We start from the raw sequence: 23,143 nt of genomic DNA, 5'->3' as shown, positions 1-23,143 counted from the left end.
CATTAGTTACCCTTTCTTTACTTACTTTGGAAAAGCCACTTATCCCCTATAGACTGTAGGTGTTTTTCCTGTATATTTTCTGAAAACTCGTGTAAAGGATGGTGCTGATTCATATCCAACTGCTATAGCTATATCTTGTATTTTTTCACCTGTTTTCAATAACATGTCTTTAGCTTTTAACATTCGCATATCTAATATATAATCATATAGATTATTCTGTGTATGACTTTTAAATAACCTTGATAAATAAGAAGGATTAAGATTTACCTGCTCTGCAAGAATAATTAGAGAAAGGTCTTTATTCAAATTTTCCAATATATATTTTTGTACTATTGCTATTGCATTATCTGACCAAATATATTCATTTTTGAAATGAGAATCAAATATTAATTGAGATAGATTTTTTAAGTATTCAATTGCTTCATGCCAAGAATCATGTTCATGTACATTGGTTAACTTACTAAGATTAATCAAAGATTCCAGATCATCGTTCATTTTCCATTCATTAATATATTTTAGAAGAACACAGGATATTCTATAATAAATTTCCAATGCATTAGTGTTATAAAAGTCATCAATATAGACTACCCTATCTGTCATTTTAGCTAATAGTAAAAAGAAATTATCCTGTTGTCCTAGCTCAAGATATCCTTCAAGTTCATTGATTCGATTAAGTTCTTTGGAGCATTTTTCAATATTTTCATTATAAGAACTAGTGGATTCTTTTTTATCATACTCTGCTAATGTGATTATGCTCTCATTGAGTTTTCTTGACCTATAACCCAACCTTCTTTTTATATTACTATAACATCTTGGTATATCATTTAGAGCTATCTGAGATGTTTCATAAACAAATGTAATAGTAATATTGAGATTTTTTCTTATAGTACCTTGAATATATTCTAATAGCCCATTTAACTTGACTTGCTGATTTTTTATAGGTAAACTGATATCTTTCTGTTGAAGCAGCCATATGGAGTATTTTTGCTCGGATATGTAATGTACGTTATTATAGTATTTACTAAAATATTTATCACTTATTGTTTTCAAAGAATATATATTCTTATCCAGCTGAGATAAACTAATATCTGTAGGCAAATCATCAAATATCCCACCTACCATAATTATAGTTTTATTAACCTCAATAGGTATCTCTAACTCCTTAAACCTTTTTTCAACCTCACTATATGAATCACATATTCCATATAGCAAACTTTCTATATAGTTGTTCTGCAATAATGGCAAAGCCTCTCTTATCTGTTTTTGTACTTTTTTCATCTCATCAATTTCTTTATAATTTTGTTCTATTTCTTCAATGACTTCTCTTACTGTGGATATTATTTTCGATGTTGGTTCTAGTTTTGTCAGATATCGAACATCTCTGTTTTGAATTGATTCATATACGTAATCAAATTCTAATACTCCACTTAAAAAGATCACTTTACATTTTGGCCAGCGTTTTTTTATTTCTTCATACATTTGTAATCCATTAATCTTAGGCATCTTTATATCTGATAGAATAATATCAATTCTTGTTCTGTTTAAACATTCTAAGGCTTGAGTTGCATTATAGGAAGTATAAACCTCTAAGGGCAGATTAGCTTTAACTTCAAAAATTCTACGAAAATATTCAGCTACATCTATCTCATCATCTACTATAAGTAATCTATACATTAGTTCCCACCTCGTTTCCTTCAATTGGAATTCTAATAGTTACCTTTAATCCTCCATATCTACTCCTTGAAAGAACCAGTCCATATCTGTCCGAATATATTAACTTCAGCCTTTTATGTATATTAATCATTCCTGTTACTTCAATATCCGTTCTATTTAGATTGTTTTCCATTTGAATAATTTTATCATCTTCTATTTTTCCATTATCAGATATGATAATATCTAGATATTCATCATTCTTTTCATATATCATTTCCAGAATACCCCCTTCTTCCATATTTTCTAGAGTATGTTCAAATGCATTTTCTAATATAGGCTGCAAGATTATCTTTGGTACAAGAAGGTTTTCAAATACTTTTGGAAGGTCATCTAACTTAATAGTCAATCTATTTGAAAAACGGGCATGTTGTATCTTGGAATAGGTTACAGCATGTTCAACTTCGTTTTTTAGGGGTACAATATCTTTTTTATTTCTAGTGATAAACATGAAAAATGAACCAAGCTCACTACAGAATTCAGAAGCAAATTCAATATCCTCAGCTTCAATTCTGTTTTTAAGCATGATAAAACTATTATAAAGAAAATGTGGATTTATCTGTGCCTGCAATTGTTTTAGCTCAGATTTCTGCACTAGAATTTTTTGCTTATACACTTGTTCTATGAGATTATGTAATTTGTAACTCATTTTATTAAAACTATCGTAGATATATTTGAATTCGTCCATTCTATGATGTTCTATAGTCACTACTGATTCTATATGTTCAATTTTATCAAAGGCATCAACAAGTTTTTTTAACGGTTCGTGGATAGTATTATAGAGGGATTTTGAAAATATTATTATTAGAAATATTGAAACCATGGCAAATATCCACATAATGATACTATATATATTAAGATCTCCAAATGCTACATTATCAGGTATGTATCTAACCAGTTTTATATCTTCTACACCTGTATCTGAATAGACTATTAGATATTTTTTACCTTTAATCTTTTCTGTAAGCATATAAGTATCTTTTACATATCTAGTATTAAGGTTAATCTTTTTGCCCTGCTCATCATCTATGAGTTCTTTTATCCTGTAATGTATATCATTATCGCCATTACTTCCCATTAACATCTCTCTACTATCACTGCATATAAAACCATTGCTTTCTTCGTGTATGCTCATATTATCTAAGAACTTATTGATATTTGATGTACTAATAGTTGCAAAGATTAAGAAATTAGGTTGTAACCCTCGTTTATAATATATCTGGGGGTACTCCGATATTAATAACAATTGATTGTCATAGTAAATAATCTGCTTATTATCCATATCTTTGTATGTATTGATTAGTTCAAAACAATCTGGTGTAATTTCACCAATGGTATTTGTTCCTATAGTCTTGTTGATTGATGGGACTACAACTTTTATCCCATCAATCAATTGACTACTTGTTTTAATTGCAGATATCTTATCCCTAACGTGTAAAACAACCTGAGATTTTTCATAGCTGTTAAAACTACCAATACCAGTACTAAGCTTGGTTAAATCCCAATCATTAGTAAGTTCATATTGTAAAGTAATTATTCTTTTGAGTTCATTATTAAGATTATAAGAGAAATTTTGATTGGTGACGCATACATTCTGTATAATCTCATCCCGCACTTTATTGATTCCCCAATTATAAACACTATAACCTATTAAAAAAAGTGTTAGTATAATAAAGAAGAATACAGTACATAGTTTAATAAATATTGATCTCCTAAAATGAATTCTCTCCATATTTTACACTTCCTTTTATTTAGCTACTCTTTAACCGGCTCAATTAAAACCCCTTCTTTTACCTCTAAACTCAATGTTAATAATCTATCTCTAATTGGTACTCTATTAATCAAAGAAATTAGCCCATCACCAGTAATTTTACTTACACTCACTTCTTCTACACTTTTCCAACTTTCAGGTAATCGCCATTGTTTATTTTTATACCCCTCAACACTGTAAGCTATTATTTCTTTATTAGTTGTCCAATACGTTTCCATAAAGATATTGGTGTCTTCTTTTATTACCATATCTCTACAAACAATTTGCTTCTCATTTTCTTTAACAACCACTTCATTATTATAATAAGCTAATCTATTAGGTACTACTCCCTTTACCTGTAATCTCTCTAACTGATTCAAAAAATACCATGGTATTACTTCTAGACAGAATGCTTCAATAAAATCATTTTCCCAATTAGGTTTTATAACTGTAAGGTCGCTTTCATTGATTAGCAATCCTTCTCCATGAATACTTTCACCAAATAGAATACCAAGTTTTTCATCATAATCTTTCAAATCCCTATTGATTCTACCACCTGTTAACAGTGTCGCTGGTCGTTCTAGGTAATCTAGGATATTTTGATTAATATGCCATACCATTGGAACTAAACCAATTAAATCATCAATACCCTTTTCCCTATATATGAATTCACTTGTTACATCAATTCCTTTATCTCTCCAGTATCTAATAATCTTCCTTCTATAAAGCTGCTCTTCATCTAATGAGATGTCATGTCCTTTGCTTTCTCTAGCAAAAAAAGCATCTATATGCACTGTACCAGCTTTTTTAATAGGTAACATTTCTAATAGATCATCAATTCTTTTAACCGCGTATCCACTTTCCCATTCATTCTTGTAACAAACCTGATATGAGTCTTTATGATTCCATGTACCGATTTTCAATAAGGAACCATCTTCATTCTTAGAAATCAAATCATTTTCAATATATGTATCCCATAATGGACTATCTTTGTATGCATCTGTCATATTGATATGTAAACTTACTGTAGTATTATAATTGAAAGCTTCATTCATTAACCATTTCAGACTATCAAATGAAGTATCATCTTCTTCCCTTTTCAAGTCTTCATTTACTTGTGACCAAGATGGATATTTGTCATCATGACCTTGGAACTGCCACCCAACAAGGTAAATTATTTTATCTATCCCTCTAGTAATAACATCTATTTTTTTAATTATTTCTAAGACTTCATCAAATTTACAAGCTACAATACTATTTCCTCTATTATCTGGTATAGAACAAAATAATTTCATTGTCAACGTTTTTGAATAGTTGTGAATATAAGGTCTTTCAGGTTTTTGGGTTTTCTTCCAGTCATAATAATCACCAGATACATTTTTCCAATCATTTTTATTCATAATAAACCTCCTCATAATTTTAAGTTGTCTTTTACTTTCTATAATTTATATGATATCTCCCTCCTGACCTATAGGTTATTCATAATAAATTTATATTAAAATCTATTATTTCCAGCTGAATAAAACTAAATAAAAAAGACATAACACTTGAAATCTATTCCACTTACAAGAAAATTGTTATGTCTTTCGTTATTATATTATCTATGAATATTCTACTTATTAGTCTTGAATTATAGGCATGTTATATAATAATATCATTATCCAATAATGTATTATTATAGGGTTAATTGTTTAATGTTTTTAAATCAAATAACATCTAAACGTTTTACTTTATTTATAATAACATCTAATACATATTTAGTCAATATTAGATATTTTAATTGTAAAATACTAATTTTTATAGTGAAATATGCTATATTTAGGTTGCATCTATTGCTCTTATCTAAATGCTACAAAATAGAACATTATAATTTTAAACATGATATTTTACAATATAATATACTTTGTGGCTAATTCTAATCACAAACAAAACGTTTAACCATTAAATATAGTAATAGCGAATTAAAACAATAAAACATATCCTATATTTATATTTTGAATGTATATAAATATAGGATATACTAGTATTCATACATAGGTAATATTGGTTACTGATTAATTGATACTTCCACCCATGATGTTTTCTTCTGTTATTTTTTCAACTGCTTTACTCAAGTCAGTTAAGGGAGCTTTACAGGAGTAATTTTCACATATATATATTGTGTTTTTATTATTTATTTTTATTTTATCTTTGATACCAGGATTTAATTTAGCAATGTCTTCACTACCATCATTAATCAGTACTGTAAAATAACTGTCATATACATCATTTATCTTCTCAATGAAATCTTTAACTTCATTATCTTCATAACTTCCACATATAACTATATCTTTATTGCTTTTTGCTAGTATCATAACCACTTGCAATATAAAAGTATAGTATCTAGGATAACTATTTATTTGAGCAGAAAAAACTTCAATAATCTTATTTGCTTTTTCTTCCAGAGACGAATCTCCAGTTAATCTGCTTAACTTTAATAAACAATAAGCAGCTACAGAATTACCAGAAGGCATGGCACCATCATATATCTCTTTTGGTCTTGATATTAATTTTTCATTTTTAGTACTGTATAAGAAAAATGCGCCTTCTACATTGTCCCAAAAATTATTTATCATATAATCTTTTAATTCAACAGCCCAATTTAAATAAAATATATTAAAAGTGGATTCATACAATTCTACTAACCCCCAAATCATAAAAGCATAATCATCTATGAATCCATCATTTTTTGTTTCTCCCTCTCTATATCTAACATATAGCCCTCCATCTTCTTTTCTTAAATTGTTATAAATGAAATCAACTGTTTTCTTCGCATATTCAATATACTTATTATTTTTCAGATAACGACCTGATTTAGCTAAAGAAGCTATTATAAGACCATTCCATGCGGTTAATATTTTATCATCTCTGTGGGGTCTAATTCTTCTATTTCTGTAATCAAATAATTTTTGTTTGCCTTTTTTAATTAATTCATCGTGTTCAGTTATCATAGATAATTCAGTATCAATCAAATTTAGGATGTTCTTATTTTCAAAGTTACCTTCATCAGTTACATTAAAAATACTACAAAATGTTTCACCATCTTTTATTCCAAGTACATCCAACACTTCTCTTTTGCTGAAAATATAAAACTTTCCTTCTTCCCCTTCAGAATCCGCATCTTCTGCTGAATAAAATCCTCCATCTTTATCCAACATGTCTCTGATCAGATAATTTATTGTTTGATCAGCTATTATTTTAAAATCTTCTCTTTTGGTACACATATATCCTGATGTATATGCCATTATAAGTAAAGCATTATCATAAAGCATTTTTTCAAAATGAGGTACTAACCATTCTCTGTCAGTTGAATACCTGGAAAATCCGCTACCAAGATGATCATATATCCCACCTCTATACATACCTTCTAATGTTTTCACACACATATTCAGCGCATGCTCATCTTTATATAACTTATATTTCTTCAGTAAATAGAATAAATTGTGGGGTGTTGGGAATTTGGGTGGATTATTAAATCCTCCATATCTCAAATCAAAGCCCTCCATTAATTCTTCATAAGCTGAATCTATTGTATCTTGTTTAATTTCAACCTGTTCATCGTTTTTCACTAAATTGATATGACGTAATATTTCATCACTCTTATTTATTAATTCCTGCTTATTGTCACACCATATCCTTGAGATATTATTAAGCAAATCAATAAAACCTACTCTCCCATACATTGAATGCTTAGGAAAATATGTTCCTGCATAAAAGGGTTTTTGTTCAGGTGTAATAAATATACTCAAAGGCCATCCACCGCTTCCAGTCAATTTTTGACAAACATCCATATATACAGAGTCAATATCCGGTCTTTCTTCTCTATCTACTTTAATAGATATAAAATTATCGTTTAAGATTTTAGCAACTTCATTATCTTCAAATGACTCTCTTTCCATTACATGACACCAATGGCAAGTACTATAACCTATACTAAGAAATATGGGTTTATTTTCTTTCTGTGCTTTTTCTATAGCCTCTTCTCCCCATGGATACCAATCTACTGGATTCATCTTATGCTGCAATAGATAGGGAGATTTTTCATTGGCCAATCTATTTTCTTTTAATCGAACAGTTTGTGACATATTATCCCCTTCCTTCATGCTATTTCTGTATAGTTTGCCACTGGAGAAGTTGGACTATTCATTGATTTCTCAACTACCACATAAAAATGGCAGTTACATTAAACCCCAAATGAATAAATATTTTTTTTGTTGACTTTAACATAATGTCATAGTTTATACTATCCTTAAGTGAGGTGATAAAAAGAATATAGAGATTGTATGTAATCAATATACTTATTACATGAAATTCATTAATCTTTAAACTAATTACAGTGACTTTATATTATTATATTGCTATAATAAATAATACGAATTATAGAAGGAGGACATAATGTATAATAAAATGATATTGTTAAGGTTTTTGTTAATTATCGGCATAACTAGTATGCTATGTATTGGTTGTGCAAAAACCACAAGTAATATAAATGAAAAAGAGTATGAGACAGGAGAAAAATCATTGACTAAACCAGTTAAAACACAAGATGTTGAATATAAGTTTCCTTTTGAAGATGCTAAACATGAAGGAACATGGTTACAATGGCCACATGAATATAACTATGGAAAAAGTTATATGAATAAACTTGACCCCATTTGGATAGAAATGACACGAGGATTAATAAAAGGAGAAAATGTTCACATAATAGTGTATAATGAAAAAGAAAAGAAACGTGTAATAAGTCTTTTAAGCAAAGAAAATATAAATATGGACAAAGTTGATTTTTATATCTACCCAACTGATGATGTTTGGATTCGAGATAATGGACCAATTTTCGTATATGATAGCGAAGATAATCTTGTAATAGCAGATTGGGGATTCAATGGTTGGGGGAATAAAGCCTCTTATAAAAAATGTATGGAAATACCTAAGAAAATTAGTAGTGATCTTAATATCCCTCTTATAGATATACATGATGTTGTTCTTGAAGGTGGAGCAGTTGAATTTGATGGAAATGGTACTTGCATGACTACACGAAGTGCAGTAGTAAATGAAAATAGGAATCCGGATTTGACTGAATCAGAAATTGAAGAATATATAAAAAAATATTATGGAGTAAATAACTTTATATGGCTAGATGGGGTTGCAGGTCTAGAAATTACAGATTTCCATATAGATGGATTTGCAAAATTTTACGATAAAACAACTATTATCACGATGAAAGAAGAAGACCTATTTGAATGGGCGTTAAGCGCTAAGGATATAGATACACTGTATGAAGCTAAAAATAGTGATGGAAATCCTTATAAGTATATTTATCTACCACTATCTAAGGATAACGTTGTACTAGAAAACGGAAAAGATCTAGGATACAAAGGGTCATATGTAAATTTTTTAATCGGCAATAAGGTTATTCTGGTTCCTAATTATAATGATGTAAATGATGAAAAAGCAAACGCTATTTTACAACAGCTATATCCTGATAAAGAAGTTATTGGAATTGATGTTAGGGATCTATATCAATACGGTGGAATGATTCACTGTGTAACACAGCAACAGCCTATCAATAAAAAATAGAAGGTGATTACATGTACTCCATAAGCCGATTTTCAAAACTTACAAGATTATCTCCAAGAATGCTTAGGCACTATGATAAAATAGGTTTATTGAAGCCTGAGACAACTGATACAATGAATAATTACAGATATTATTCTGATTTACAAATAGCAACAGCCATGGAAATAATAAAACTCAAAAAGTACGACTTCTCACTTGAAGAAATCAAAAAAATATTGAATAATGATGATATGTTCTTAAAAAAAATGATAAAAGAGAAAATCAATGTAATCAATGAATCCATAACAGTTAAAACAGATATACTTGAAGAAATGGAAATATACCTTCAAGAAGGAATTGAAAGTATGACCAGTGAAACCCCCTATTCCATTCTCTATGGAACAGTACAAGAGCAGTATGTCATCAAAAAGAACTGTTCAATATCAATAGACGAAATTGACACAGTTATTGATGAAATATTTGATTATGCTTTACAAAACAAACTTTTTCCAGTCAATACACCTGCAATAAGTTTTATTGGTGAAGATTTCAATGATGATGCATTGGATGTGGAGATATTTGTTCCCATAAAATCCAATTCTTTTGGAAAGTTTGATGGAATTCATAAAATACAATCTCATAAAATAGTATCAACTATTCACATTGGGAATTACGAAAGTATTGGTCTTGCCTATCTAGCAATAGAAAAATGGCTAGCAAAATCAAATTTTACTCCAACAGGATTCACCTATGAAATTTACTTAAGAAGCACTGAATCTCTAGTATCTGAAACAGATTACGTGACACAAGTGTGTTATGAAGTAAATTAATACGAAAGATCATAATCTTACAAAATACAGGTCCATTCTTTGGCAATGTCATTTAGTTAAGGAATTTAAGGAGAGTTTTATACTTGAAATAGTATAAGGCTCTCTTTTTTTCTGTAAAATTTTATAAAACCCTTGACAAATTACTAAAAAAATGTGGCGAAGCCCCTTAAATATATGATTTTAAGGAGGTTTCGCTATGAATAACTTTGCTACAGACGTTAAAGATACTTTAATTAAGCTGATTCATGATATATCAAATGTTTCTTTTCTATTTTGTAAAAATTCAAATACAGATTTTACAAGAAATAGAAAATTAAATTTTGAGACTATGATTCATATGATGCTTACTATGGAAGGTGGCTCTCTATCCAAAGAAATGCTTGAATACTTTAATTTTTCCACAGATACAGCTACGGTTTCTGCCTTTAATCAACAGCGAAAAAAGATAATGCCTGCTGCTTTTGAATTCCTTTTTCATGAATTTAACGCTCTTTATTTAGGCACTAAGAAATATGAAGGATACAATCTCATTGCATGTGATGGATCAGATATTAACATTTCTAGAAATCCAAGTGATATAGATACCTACTTTCACTCAAAATCATTCGGTAAAGGGTTTAACCAACTCCATTTAAATGCATTCTATAATATCCTTGAAAGGCGATATACAGATGCTTTAATACAACCAGCCAGAAAGGAAAATGAATACCGTGCTATGGCAACTATGATAGATCGCTCAAATATTAATGACAAAACAATTATCATGGCTGATAGAGGTTATGAAAGTTACAATATTTTTGCACATGCTGAGAAAAAAGGTTGGAATTACTTAATCAGAGTTAAAGATAAAAATAGTAGCGGCATTGTTTCAGGTTTTAAGATTCCAGAAGAAGGCGAATTCGATATAACCATCAGTACAATTCTAACAAGAAAACAAACAAGACAGGTGAAAGAGAATAAAAATACTTATAAATTTCTTCCAAATAACTCAACTTTTGACTACTTAGACTTACATACCAAAAAGTTTTATCCTATGACATTGAGAATAGTGAGGGTAAAATTGGCTGAAGACAGTTATGAATGCTTAATTACCAATCTTAGCAAAGAACAGTTTCCACCCAAAAAATTGAAGGAGCTATATCATTTACGTTGGGGGATAGAAACGTCTTTTAGAGAACTAAAATATGCCATTGGACTTACTAACTTTCATGCTAAAAAGGTGGCTTATATCATCCAAGAAATATTTGCACGCATGATAATGTATAACTTTTGTGAGTTGATTACAACAAATGTAATTATAACCCAAAAAGACACAAAACATTTATATCAAGTAAATTACACAATGGCAATTCATATATGCAGATATTTTTTCAAAATCTTAAAGGATAAGAAGCCACCTGATGTTAGCAAACTCATACAAAAATATATTCTACCTATTAGATTGGAACGAAGCGACCCTCGCAAAGTCAAAGTCCAAAGCTCAATAAGTTTTTTGTACAGAGTTGCTTAATATAAAAATAATATACTATTTTTTGGCAGATGACAATCTGTTTTTTTGTCATGCAAAAAAAGCACCTAAAGAACCACTTTGGCTCTTAGATACTTTTTGGGTACTGATTCTTTTTAAATACAATGCCTTAACTAAATGACATTGCATTCTTTGGGCTTGTTTTTTTATTTAACATTTAGGGATATTTATATATTTTCGTATCTTTTCTATTGACATGTTAAGAATTATATATTAATATTGTGTCCAAGGAAACAATATACAGGAGGCATATATGTCGAATTCGAAATTGTTGATTACTAAATTTACAGAGCTTTATGAAAAGCAGGATATGTTAACAAAACTAACTTCGAGAGAATTTCTCCATGGTTATGGGTATTCAGAAATTCATTGTATTGACTGGATAGGCAAATTAGATAATCCAAATGTAACAAAATTATCATCTAGATTATCAATGACCAGAAGTGCTATTAGTAAAATAATTAAAAAACTAGTTGCCAAAGGAGCTATTACAAGCTATAAGTGCAAAGATAATAAAAAAGAAATTTATTACAAATTAACTGACAAAGGTAAGCTTTTATTTGACGAACACCACAAACGTCACCGTGCATGGGAAGAAAGAGATAATAAGTTCTTTGAAAAACTTGATGATAAGGATTTAGAGACTGTAAATAGATTCCTGACTCAATTCAATAAATATCTTGAAGAAAAGATAAGGGAACTTAATTTTAAGGAGTGATAATATGTTAATTGATTTAAGCATTAAGGTAACAAAAGAATTCAATAAGAACGTATCAGATAGTGGAAAAAATATTCCATTCGGTCATCTTGGAACTCATTTTGATGTAATGAACAAAGAATTTCCATTAGAATTTACAAGAAGAGACGGTATAGTATTTGATGTAAGTAAAGTATCAGACAGTGATATTGATGTGTCAGATATTGACATTAATCTTGTCAATGCTCATATGTTTGTAGCTTTTTACACAGGTTTTATTGAGAAAGAACAATATGGTTCCAAGCTCTATTTTACATCACACCCACAGCTGTCTAATCAATTAATTAAACAGTTACTCGAACGTAAGGTTTCAATAATAGGTATTGATTGTGCCGGTGTGAGACGTGGTGCTGAACATACACCAAAAGATCAATACTGTGCTGACAAAGGTGTCTTTATCATTGAGAATCTCTGCAATTTGGGTAATATTTTAGATAATCATGATTCAGTTACTTTCATAGCTAACACCTATCCAATTAATTTTGCAAATATGACAGGATTACCTTGTCGAGTAGTAGCTGAGAAGATAGTGAAAATTGAACATGTTGCAATATGGACCAATAATCTAGAGAAACTCAAAGATTTTTATGTTAATTATTTTAAAGGAAATTGTGGTACAAAATACATCAATCCTAAAAAAGGATTTGAATCTTATTTCATAAAATTTGAAGATGGCTGTAGACTTGAATTAATGCAGATGAGCTCAATAGTCTCAAATACAACCGATATAAACCAACAATATAAAGGAATAAGTCATATTGCTTTTTCAGTAGGTTCTAAAACCAAAGTTGATGAATTAACAAAGAAATTTGCAATAGAAGGGTTTAATGTTTTAAGTCAACCAAGAACTACTGGTGATGGTTATTATGAAAGCTGTATTACTGATCCTGATGGTAATAGAATTGAGATAACAATTTAGAAAGTATATCCTCCCCTATTGTATTTATAATAATATTATAAATTATAATATTAAAGAGCAAATCCTGACTAACCGGATTTGCTCTTAGTCTACTTATGATTCTCTGTTTTCTTTTTACGGAATAATGATAATCCCCCAAAACCACTAATAACAGCGATATAAAAACCAAAGTCATACCACCAACCTGTATTCACCACTTCATAGATTCTCACATTCTCCTTGAATAATCCAACTATTAATGATATAGGTGCAATCCATCCATGCCAAACACCCCAAAAGAAACCAGCTGGGTCAGATACTGTGTATTTTGGATCTCCAGGCATACAACCAGTCATTAAAAATAATAACATAAGTATCATTATGCTTAACAACATTATTCTTTTTTTCATAATTACCATCATCCTTTACCTATTTTTTTTAATGTACCTTTAGTAAGAATCAAAATTCCAGTATATATATGCATACATAGTCATAATAAATATTATATCAAATATAAATATATATTACAAAAATATTTAATCAATTATATAAATGCCTTCATTCCATTAAATAATACTAGCTAGCAACAATAATTCTTCATTGTTTTCATAAATCATATCAAATTGATCAATTGGTAGAGGATTTTTCCCCTTACCCACTTCTATAGTATAACCTGGTTTTCGGAAATCCAGAATATACCAATCCTTATAGCCTGCAAAACTCTGACTTAAATCTTCTGAAGCTAACTCATATCCACTTGCTTTAGCAAATGTTTCTCCAATATACAAGCTTATTTCTGGCTGAAGATCTTTATAATTCCAAAAAATCACTTGACCTTGTGTATGATATGCCAAGACTAATCTAGTATCAATACTTCTAGTTAAATTAGCCATAGCTAAAGATTCAGGTTCTGATTCTGGTTTAGTTCCACCATATAAAAAAGGACCAGGTCCGTCTACACCGAACTCTTTTTCTAATTCTTTATATTCCTTCCATCCAGCATCATAATTTCTGTTGAGATCAACACCATTAATATTAGATTTCCAATCATTGAAATTTTCATTGCCAAAATTCCATTTTATTAGTTGATCCTTATTGGCAGTAATATTATCTACTCCATCAATAACTAATTCTACTCCATCTGGATTAACCATCGGTACAATATCGATTGTAGCATAATTCCAGATTTGTTCTGTATCATAACCTCTTATAGAGCCTTTTCTAGAATAGACTTCCGAAAAAACTTCTATCCATTTCATAAGCAATGGTGTTGTTATCCATTCATTAGCATGATGAGCACCATTATATATGACATGGTTACTACCATTACCGATTCTTATTCTATATAACTGTCTCCCATCCACACTATTACCAATACTGTCAAATCTCAAAAATGGATATCTTTTACTTAAGCCCATTATATTATTTTCCAATACATTATAGGTGTATGGAATATTAGTAGGTACAATCTGAAAATTCAGCGGTACAATAATACTAGTTCCGATAGTCAAATCAAAAGGATTCACATTTGGATTGGCTGTAATTATTCTCCACACCACTGTATTATATTTTCTTGCGATATCATATAATGTATCTCCATTTTCTATAGTATGAAGTACATATCCCGTCATATAATCATCTATTTTATCTATAGTCGATTGGTCTAATTCACCTGTAATTTTTAAATTGTTATTTTTTTGAAAATTTTTTATAGCATCTATTGTATAATTTTCAATAAAACCATCAATACTATAATTATAATAACCTAATTTATTTAATAAGCTTTGAATTTCTTTTATTTTTGACTTAGAAATATTGTCCAATTTTTATCACCTAAAAAATATTATTTTTATTTATCTTATTATTGCTTTAAGATAAATGTACCTTGTACCAAAATTTTACTAGTTATTTTTTAAAAAATTACAGAAACTAATAGTAAGATTAAACCTTAGAAAAAAGATATAACAACATATACTTTTTTAGGTTAATCATAAATACACATGTTAAGGAGGATGTTTATGAATACTAGAGGTATTGATATAGTTGCTCTCATTTTAGTAATAATCGGCGCTATCAACTGGGGTCTTATCGGCTTCTTTGAGTTTGATTTAGTTGCTGCAATATTCGGAGGAATGTATACAATAGCAAGTAGGATAGTTTATGCTTTAGTTGGTATTGCTGGTATATATTTGTTAACTTTCTTTGGAAGAATTAGAGGAGAGATGTAATAGTATTATAGAGATTATTTTACAATAATCTCTATTTTTTGTATATATCACTCTATAATCAACTGTTTTTAATCTTATATTATTGGATTTTTATTGAATACCACATATAGTATTTAGTGATATTATATTACTATAGATATTGTATTATTACTATTATTTTTTTTATAAATTATTAGGATTATCTTTATTTGTTTTAAATAATGAATTAATGCCAGTTATTTTTATATACTTAGATATTTTTCGAATTTATATAAATATTATTAAGTAATTTTCTAATAATATTTTCTTAATATAAATTGAGAATCTTATTGTAAATAATTCAAGAAAGTTATATAATAAAAGAGTAAAGTTATAATTTTTAAAGAATTTACTAGTATAGTTCTTTAAAATTTATCTTCTGATTGATATGATAACTATTTTCAATTTAATAATACTATATTAGTACATAATACAATATATAGATTAATCATAAGGTTAGTCAATGTATTTTGTAGATACTATCAATTAGGAGCAATAATTAAATAGGAGGAGATTGCTATGATAAGATTAGTTGCAGGTGATACTGGGGAAGGTAAGACAAAAGATTTAATTAAGATGGCAAATGATGCAATAAAAACCGCTAAAGGTCACATAGTTTATCTAGATGGCGACAGTAGTCATATTTACGATTTACACCATAATATACGATATATTAACGTTTCCGAGTTTCCTATTAATGATTATAAAGAATTTTTTGGGTTTATGTGTGGTATACTTTCTGAAGATAGTGATATTGAACAAATCTATGTAGATGGTCTTTTAAGAATGGCTCATTTACCTATAGAGAATAGTAATACAAAAGAATTGATTAGTAAATTAAAAAGCGTATCTGATAATTACAAAGTACGATTTATTATTAGTGTTAACTGTGATACAACTGGACTGCCAGTTGCTTTAAAAGAATATTTAGTTGCTTAAAGTAGAATATTAGCCACCTTTTCAGGTGGCTTTATTAGTTGTTATTTATTAAATTATTAATAATTCTACATTAATAGAAGGAGTATCATACTCCTTCTATTTTATGACCTTATTACACTTCGCCATTCTAAATCTCCACGTTCTAATGCCTTAATCAATAACTCAGCAGTAGCTAAATTAGTGGCAATTGGTATATTATGAATATCACATAATCTAATAACTGACGCAGGGTCAGGTTCATGCTGTTTTGGTGATAATGGATCTCTTAAAAATATAACCATATCAATTTGATTGTGTGCTATTTGGGCACCTAACTGCTGTTGCCCACCTAAGTGTCCTGCTAAATATTTATGGATGGATAGATTTGTTACTTCTTCTATTAATCTGCCTGTTGTTCCTGTAGCGTATAATTCATGCCTATTTAAAATATTACGATAAGCAATACAAAAATTTTGTATCAATTTCTTTTTATTATCATGTGCAATTAAACCAACATTCATAAGCTTACCCCCTTTTAGTAGTAAGTTGTCTTTCTATGCAAACTTATATTAAGTATCACACCAATTCCTATCATATTTGACATTAATGAGCTTAAACCGTAACTAATAAACGGTAGTGGTATACCTGTATTAGGTATCAATCCTGTAGTTACTCCAACATTTACAAATGTTTGAAATGATATTATAGCTACAAAACCACTAATAATAAGCATACCAAATAGATCAATAGAATCTTTAGCAATCCATAAACATTTTATAATTAAAAATAGAAGTAATAATAAAACTATACTGCAACCAATAAATCCAGCCTCTTCACCTATTACTGAAAAAATAAAATCTGTTTGTGGTTCAGGCAAATAGTTATATTTATTAATAGTTCCTTTATACCATCCTTTTCCATTAAGTTGTCCAGATCCAATTGCTTGAATAGAGTTATCAGTTTGCATTGTATCATATTTCTCAGGATACAAAAAACTCATTACACGTTCAACTTGATGGTCACTAAAAACAGTGTCAGGCTGCTGCATATACCACACTGTACCAAAAAACAACGGAACAGCTATGGCTAAAGCAATTAATACATATTTATAACTAATACCTGCTACAAATAGCAAAACAACCAGTATAACTAATAAAACTAAAGATGTTGATAAATCAGGTTGTTTATAAATCAATAATGTAGGTATTATAACTAGTATTCCAAGTTTTATCAAAAATAATAAATTATTAATTTTTTCTTTATTTTTATCAATATACTTGGCTAGGAATATAACCATCATAATTTTTGATAGTTCCGACGGCTGTAATTGTATCCCTGCAATATTAATCCATCTTACAGCACCTTTTACTTTTACTCCAAGAAAAAGAACTGCTATTAATAGTATAATATTAAATGCATAAATAAGCCAGTAAAATTTTCCTATAAAATGATAATCAATCAAAGAAATAATAATCATTAATGCAAAAGTAACAATAAAACCAAACAGTTGTTTATTTCTAACGTATGTAGATCCATCACTATTTATCTGAGTAGCACTACCAATTGCTTTTATGCCAAAAGAAACAAGAGCAATGACAATTAATATTAGGAAAATATCATATTTTTTAAAATTATAATTTCGAAACATTTTTGCACTTCTTTCTATATATATTGGACTAAACTTTATATACTAAGCTTTCTTCTTCATTTTTTTTATTGGTATATTAGCATATAATGCTGGTACTATAGCATCACTAATTTCTGATTTAGTATTACCCATTTTTATGTCTAAGCCCTCTTCATCTATTTCCATATACTTGCTTATGACATTAATGATATCAGTCTTTACCATTTCTAGTAATTCTGGAGAACAATTAGCTCTATCATGTATAAGGACAAGCTTTAATCTGTCTTTAGCTACTCTTTTGGATGTTCTTTTACTTAATAATGGCACATGTACCCCTCCTTAATTACCAAATTTTATCATGTTTCTAAGCTTACTAAATAATCCACCTTCATTATCAAAATTAAGTAATGGAATATCTTCGCCTAAAACTCTTTTTGTTATATTGGCATATGCTTTTCCAGAAATCATATTTCTATTACCAACAATAGGATCACCATTATTAGTTGAAATAACTATATTTTCATCATCTGGAATAGCTCCTAGTAAATCAATTGCCAATATTTCAACAACATCATCAACTGACATCATATCACCTTTTTTAACCATGTCAGTTCTGATTCTATTAATTATTAACTGTGGACTTCTAAGTTCATTAGCTTCTAGTAATCCAATTATTCTATCAGCATCACGAATAGCAGATATCTCAGGCGTTGTAACAACTAGTGCTCTATCAGCACCAGCAATAGCGTTTTTGAATCCTTGTTCTATACCTGCAGGACAGTCTATGACAATATAGTCGAATTCTTCTTTCAAAGTCTCGCATAATTTAAGCATCTGTTCTGGAGTAACAGCATTTTTATCTCTTGTTTGGGCAGCTGGCAGCAAATATAAAGTGGAATATCTTTTATCTTTTATCAATGCTTGTCTAAGTCTACAGTTACCCTCTATTACATCTATTAGATTATACACTATTCTATTCTCTAATCCCATTACAACATCTAAATTTCTTAGTCCTATATCTGCATCAATCAAACATACTTTTTTATTCTCCATAGCAAGTCCAGCACCTAGATTAGCTGTAGTAGTAGTTTTTCCAACTCCACCTTTACCAGATGTTACAACAATTACTTCACTCATTAGAAAATCTCCCCTTTTTATTATTTTTTGCCACTTCATTATTGTAGTATTCAAGTTCTTTATAAATATTATTATTTAATGCCTCAATACATATCCTACCATCTGCTACATATGCTATTTCAGCAGATGAAGTATCCATGGTTATTTCTTTATTATCTGGAGATCTTCCCATTATATCACCTATTTTTAATTGCATAGGCTTCATTGACAATGCAACCACAAAAGGATGTTTACCATCCAGTTCCTTTACATAAACTGTACCCTTTAAAGTACCCAAAACAATTACGTTACCTCTTGCAGTCACTTTTGCACCTGGATTCACATCTCCCATAATTATGACACTATGTTCCACATTCAATTGCTGCCCTGAACGTAAAGTGCCTTTATGAAATGCTGCCATAGGATCTCCCATCGTGTTACCCATGGGATTACCCATCCCTAATATATCATTTTTATCTACTTCATCCTTCTTGGCTGCTACATTTTTACTAGATGTATCAGTTTCATCCATAATACACGTAACTTCCATATCAGAAAAAGTAGTAATAATATCAACTAATTCCTTTTGTTCCTTATCAGAAAGGTATCTTCCAGTAAAAGTAATGGCTACTTTGGCATTTTTAAAGAATTTCTTAGCATCAATTATCTTTTTTTCTAATGTCTGCTTCAAAATCTTAAATGTCACATTCTCATCTAATATAATAGTAAGCCCATATTTATTACCTTTAATCAGTATACAATCGCTCATTATGAGCATCCTCCTAACCAATAAAAGTTATTCAAAATCTTTTGACTTACCCTAATATGTTACATTAATATTCCAATTTATTACTCATTGTAGTTGTTTCACTTGTTCCATATAAATCATAATAGCTACTGATTATCTCCTTAACAACCTTACCAGAATTTTGTGCAGTATATCCATAAGGTATAACTACAACTACTGCAATTTCTGGATTATCATACGGTGCAAAAGCCGTAAAAGTGGCATGGTCAGGTCTACTCTTGCTTTCTTGTGAAGTACCGGTTTTTCCTGCAACTTTTATAGGTATGTCTTTGAAAATACTATAAGCTGTACCTCTTACTCCATTTTGCTTAGTAGTTACCTTTAACATACCTGAATGAACTGTTTTAGTATTTTCAGGATCAAAATTACTCTGAGTAGCTATGTTAGGGGTTCTGTCTTCATATACTTCACCACTATGATTAGATATTTTATCTACAATATTTAATTCAAAATTAGTTCCTCCATTAGCTAAAGTACTAATATATCTAGCTAATTGTACAGGAGTATAGCTATTATTATCTTGTCCAATAGCTGCACGCACTGGATCTTTAGTAGGATTCTTAGGGGAATATTCGGATAACTCTATTCCTGATTTAGTATCTAATCCAAATTTTTCTACATATTTCATTAACTTATTGATTCCTTCAATTGGAATATAATTACCTTCATCATCTTTACCTAATCTTAATCCCACTTCATAAAAGAAATAGTTACATGAATCCCTAAGAGCTTCATCTACTGTCTCATTTCCATGAGTTGAACCATATGCTGTATATATCCAACAATTTGCTGAGGGATATATTTTATTAAATACACCTAAATCTCTAATGACGGTATTCTTATTTATAACACCCTCTTCAAGACCAGCCATTGCAGAAACCATTTTAAATGTAGAACCAGGAGCTCTACGTTCTTTTGTTGCTCTATGGACAAGTGGTTTAGTTGGGTCATTTATCAGTTTATAATAATAACTACTATCAAAATTATTTACAAACTTGTTGTTATCATAACTAGGATAACTTACAAGAGATAAAACTTCTCCTGTTTTAACATCTACTACTACTGCTGAACCAGTACTAGGGTCTAAAGCCAACTGACTAGGTTTAATGTCTAAATTAGTAATTTTACTTTTTATAAAATTAAGAGCTGAGATTTTTCCTCTTTTCAAATCAGACATTTCTTTCTCATTAGAAGTAACAATCCCTTGTTCAATGAGCATAAAACATAAGTCTCTATAATAGAATTTTTCATTTTCTGCCATAGTAGTATAAACCAAACGTTTAAAATCGTTAGTTTCTAATATTTTTGTATTTATATAATCTATTATATAATTATATATTTCTATATCAGAAGGGTTTTCTCCTTCTTTTTTATCAATAATTACACTTTTTTCTTTAATACTAGTGGTTAATAATTCATTTATACTTATTTCATTATTCTTATATTTTTGGTAGACTTCTATCTCAACTTCTGTTTCTTCCTCTTTTTTTCCATCGTCAGTATCTTTATTTTCAACTTTCTTTCGTGTTAATAATATACCATCAGAGACTAAATTGTCAATTATATAGTCTAAATACCTATCTTCTTCTGATAAATATTGATTAACATTGTTTGCTAAATCATAATTAATATCGTCCACTATATTATTATAATGCTTATTAAAAGTACTATATACATTGTTTTGATATTGTTCCTCACTGGAACTTTCTAATTGCTCTAACGATATGATACCATTATTGAATAATGAAGCAAATACATCTTTCAATAAAATAAAGATTCCTTTTTTAGCCGGTTGCTTAGTATACATCTTTTCTACTACAACATTTGCTATTTGCTTTTCTAGAGCATCATAGGTTTTCATTTGAAGTTCTTTATCAATAGTTAAAAATATATCTTTACCTGGTACAGGTTCTTCTGTATTAATAATATTTCTTGTACGTCCAGAAATATCAACATCAATGGTTTGTTTGCCATCAGTCCCTTTTAAGTATATCTCCATTTCTTTTTCTATACCTGCTTGACCAACAATATCTCTAGCATTATATCCATGAACCTTTAATTTTTCTAATTGTCCTGGGCTAATTGTTTTAGTATATCCTATAATATGAGAAAAATATGTTGAATCAATATATTGTCTACGTGGTTCAACAATAATCTTAGCTCCCGGAAATTTGTCCTGATTTTCATTTATCATCGCCAATGTTTTTTCTGAGATATTTACAGCAACTTTTAGAGGTTTGTACTTGGAACCTCTAGTTAGATATAATGCATATCTGATTGCACATATTTTAATGACTTCTTCATCTGAATATTTCTCAACAGGCATATCAAAAAAATCTTCTGACCTAATATATTTTATCATATCCTCAGCGGTTAAACTTTCTTGTACTTTAGATAATCTTTTATCACCAAATATCTCTTTTTTGAATCTTACTATAGATGAATTGGAACCTACAAATTCAAATTCACCCTCTTCATTAAGTTCTATTGGGAATGAAACAATAATACTATCACCATTCTCTTCTATCACATTAATCAAATCACGTATCATCACGCCTCTATCATCAACAATAATACTATCATCCAATGTAACAGAATAAGCTAACTCATTTACAGCAAGAGGTATTCCATTTCTATCATATATATTACCTCTAGTACCCTCTAATACAATATTACGTTTTATCCCTATACTAAATTCATTTGCCAACTCTTGTCCTTTAACAATCTGTAACTCAAATATTCTATTAATCAGTATCCAAAATATTAGTAAAATGCCTACTAATAGAATAAATAATCTATGTTTCACTATTTTCCATACATTCAACAGTAATTCATGAATCAATTGCTATTTGCCTCCTTTTTCTCTCGTGACTCCAATTTATTATTTATCAAATGGAAAAGTTTATAAACAATTACTGCTACAAGTGTTGTATAGACTAATTCTGGCATAATAATATTACCTAAATAATATACGAAATTGAGCTTTCCTCTAAACAAAAATGAAAATATGTATACATAAAGACCATATATAAAATCACAACCAGAAATAACTAATGTGGGTATTAAAATACTTTCTTTGTAAAAACTTCTATATAGATAACCACTAAAAAATCCAATGTACATGTAGATAAGAGCATAGAATCCTAATACTTTACCAAAGAATATATCTTGGAGAAGTCCACATAAAAAGCCAATGATTCCTCCTTCATATTTTCCTCTAAGAAGGGCAAAAGATACAGTAGTTATGACAAGTAAATTAGGTGAAACATTATTGATACTAATATCATTAATAATTGTTGACTGTAACACAATATTAATTATCAATACAATTATCATGATAATCACTCTACGCATACCATT

At 29.2% G+C, this 23,143-nt stretch carries 20 protein-coding genes; 7 read left to right on the top strand and 13 right to left on the bottom strand.

The features are described 5' to 3' along the window. Window positions 1–39 precede the first annotated feature (39 nt). The 4 genes from HYG85_RS22720 to HYG85_RS22705 all read right to left on the bottom strand — a co-directional run bounded on the left by HYG85_RS22720 (window position 40) and on the right by HYG85_RS22705 (window position 7,584). Complete coding sequence (locus HYG85_RS22720) at window positions 40–1,674, bottom strand: response regulator transcription factor (RefSeq protein ID WP_212691547.1); 1,635 nt, start codon at window positions 1,672–1,674, stop codon at window positions 40–42. Further along, entirely contained in the window at window positions 1,667–3,325 is a 1,659-nt protein-coding gene (locus HYG85_RS22715; protein WP_212691546.1) for a sensor histidine kinase, read from the bottom strand. Before HYG85_RS22715 ends, HYG85_RS22720 begins: the two co-directional genes overlap by 8 nt. A 140-nt stretch (window positions 3,326–3,465) precedes the next feature. After that, window positions 3,466–4,860 carry an endo-alpha-N-acetylgalactosaminidase family protein gene (locus HYG85_RS22710; RefSeq protein WP_212691545.1) on the bottom strand — a complete coding sequence of 465 codons (1,395 nt, stop codon included), beginning with the start codon at window positions 4,858–4,860 and terminating at the stop codon, window positions 3,466–3,468. 654 nt (window positions 4,861–5,514) lie between these two features. Beyond that, window positions 5,515–7,584, bottom strand: a complete 2,070-nt coding sequence (locus HYG85_RS22705) for a thioredoxin domain-containing protein (RefSeq protein ID WP_212691544.1) — start codon at window positions 7,582–7,584, stop codon at window positions 5,515–5,517. A gap of 310 nt (window positions 7,585–7,894) precedes the next feature. On the opposite strand from HYG85_RS22705, the gene HYG85_RS22700 reads away from it, so the two are divergent. The 5 genes from HYG85_RS22700 to HYG85_RS24640 all read left to right on the top strand — a co-directional run bounded on the left by HYG85_RS22700 (window position 7,895) and on the right by HYG85_RS24640 (window position 13,089). Further along, entirely contained in the window at window positions 7,895–9,076 is a 1,182-nt protein-coding gene (locus tag HYG85_RS22700; RefSeq protein ID WP_212691543.1) for an agmatine deiminase family protein, read from the top strand. 11 nt (window positions 9,077–9,087) lie between these two features. Then, window positions 9,088–9,885 (top strand): MerR family transcriptional regulator, encoded by a 798-nt coding sequence (locus HYG85_RS22695; protein WP_212691542.1) that lies wholly within the window; start codon window positions 9,088–9,090, stop codon window positions 9,883–9,885. A 196-nt stretch (window positions 9,886–10,081) separates the two neighbouring features. Continuing rightward, the gene (locus tag HYG85_RS22690; protein ID WP_212691541.1) at window positions 10,082–11,395 is read left to right on the top strand and encodes an IS4 family transposase; all 1,314 of its coding nucleotides are present in this window, start codon (window positions 10,082–10,084) and stop codon (window positions 11,393–11,395) included. A gap of 271 nt (window positions 11,396–11,666) precedes the next feature. Continuing rightward, the gene (locus HYG85_RS22685) at window positions 11,667–12,131 is read left to right on the top strand and encodes a MarR family winged helix-turn-helix transcriptional regulator (protein WP_212691540.1); all 465 of its coding nucleotides are present in this window, start codon (window positions 11,667–11,669) and stop codon (window positions 12,129–12,131) included. A gap of 4 nt (window positions 12,132–12,135) precedes the next feature. Further along, on the top strand, window positions 12,136–13,089 hold the full coding sequence (locus HYG85_RS24640) for a VOC family protein (protein ID WP_330619192.1): 954 nt from the start codon (window positions 12,136–12,138) through the stop codon (window positions 13,087–13,089). A gap of 89 nt (window positions 13,090–13,178) precedes the next feature. On the opposite strand, the gene HYG85_RS22670 is transcribed toward HYG85_RS24640, so the two are convergent. Both HYG85_RS22670 and HYG85_RS22665 read right to left on the bottom strand, forming a co-directional pair. Beyond that, the gene (locus HYG85_RS22670) at window positions 13,179–13,478 is read right to left on the bottom strand and encodes a hypothetical protein (RefSeq protein WP_113675083.1); all 300 of its coding nucleotides are present in this window, start codon (window positions 13,476–13,478) and stop codon (window positions 13,179–13,181) included. A gap of 156 nt (window positions 13,479–13,634) precedes the next feature. Continuing rightward, the gene (locus HYG85_RS22665; protein ID WP_212691539.1) at window positions 13,635–14,891 is read right to left on the bottom strand and encodes a M14 family metallopeptidase; all 1,257 of its coding nucleotides are present in this window, start codon (window positions 14,889–14,891) and stop codon (window positions 13,635–13,637) included. Between the two features lie 195 nt (window positions 14,892–15,086). Between HYG85_RS22665 and HYG85_RS22660 the strand changes: the two genes are divergently transcribed. Continuing rightward, window positions 15,087–15,296, top strand: a complete 210-nt coding sequence (locus tag HYG85_RS22660) for a DUF378 domain-containing protein (protein WP_212691538.1) — start codon at window positions 15,087–15,089, stop codon at window positions 15,294–15,296. Between the two features lie 537 nt (window positions 15,297–15,833). Next, window positions 15,834–16,253 carry a twitching motility protein PilT gene (locus HYG85_RS22655; protein ID WP_113675086.1) on the top strand — a complete coding sequence of 140 codons (420 nt, stop codon included), beginning with the start codon at window positions 15,834–15,836 and terminating at the stop codon, window positions 16,251–16,253. 101 nt (window positions 16,254–16,354) lie between these two features. Here the strand turns inward: HYG85_RS22655 and HYG85_RS22650 are convergent, their stop codons facing one another. The 7 genes from HYG85_RS22650 to mreD form a co-directional block, all read right to left on the bottom strand. Then, window positions 16,355–16,753, bottom strand: a complete 399-nt coding sequence (locus HYG85_RS22650; RefSeq protein WP_113675087.1) for a methylglyoxal synthase — start codon at window positions 16,751–16,753, stop codon at window positions 16,355–16,357. Between the two features lie 14 nt (window positions 16,754–16,767). After that, window positions 16,768–17,880 carry a rod shape-determining protein RodA gene (gene rodA, locus HYG85_RS22645; RefSeq protein ID WP_212691537.1) on the bottom strand — a complete coding sequence of 371 codons (1,113 nt, stop codon included), beginning with the start codon at window positions 17,878–17,880 and terminating at the stop codon, window positions 16,768–16,770. Between the two features lie 42 nt (window positions 17,881–17,922). After that, on the bottom strand, window positions 17,923–18,186 hold the full coding sequence (gene minE / locus HYG85_RS22640; RefSeq protein WP_113675089.1) for a cell division topological specificity factor MinE: 264 nt from the start codon (window positions 18,184–18,186) through the stop codon (window positions 17,923–17,925). A 12-nt stretch (window positions 18,187–18,198) separates the two neighbouring features. Next, window positions 18,199–18,996, bottom strand: coding sequence for a septum site-determining protein MinD (minD, locus tag HYG85_RS22635; RefSeq protein ID WP_113675090.1), 798 nt, complete (start codon window positions 18,994–18,996; stop codon window positions 18,199–18,201). Then, a complete protein-coding gene (locus HYG85_RS22630) occupies window positions 18,989–19,744 on the bottom strand; it encodes a septum site-determining protein MinC (RefSeq protein WP_212691536.1) in 756 nt (251 codons plus the stop codon). The genes minD and HYG85_RS22630 overlap by 8 nt, the downstream gene beginning before the upstream one ends. Window positions 19,745–19,808: 64 nt before the next feature. After that, complete coding sequence (locus HYG85_RS22625) at window positions 19,809–22,625, bottom strand: penicillin-binding transpeptidase domain-containing protein (RefSeq protein ID WP_212691535.1); 2,817 nt, start codon at window positions 22,623–22,625, stop codon at window positions 19,809–19,811. After that, window positions 22,622–23,137 (bottom strand): rod shape-determining protein MreD, encoded by a 516-nt coding sequence (gene mreD, locus HYG85_RS22620; RefSeq protein WP_193774708.1) that lies wholly within the window; start codon window positions 23,135–23,137, stop codon window positions 22,622–22,624. Before mreD ends, HYG85_RS22625 begins: the two co-directional genes overlap by 4 nt. Between the last annotated feature and the right edge of the window lie 6 nt (window positions 23,138–23,143).

Origin of the sequence: Vallitalea guaymasensis (assembly GCF_018141425.1) — a bacterium.
Lineage (GTDB): Bacteria > Bacillota > Clostridia > Lachnospirales > Vallitaleaceae > Vallitalea > Vallitalea guaymasensis.
This window is presented reverse-complemented; position numbering and strand designations above follow the sequence as displayed.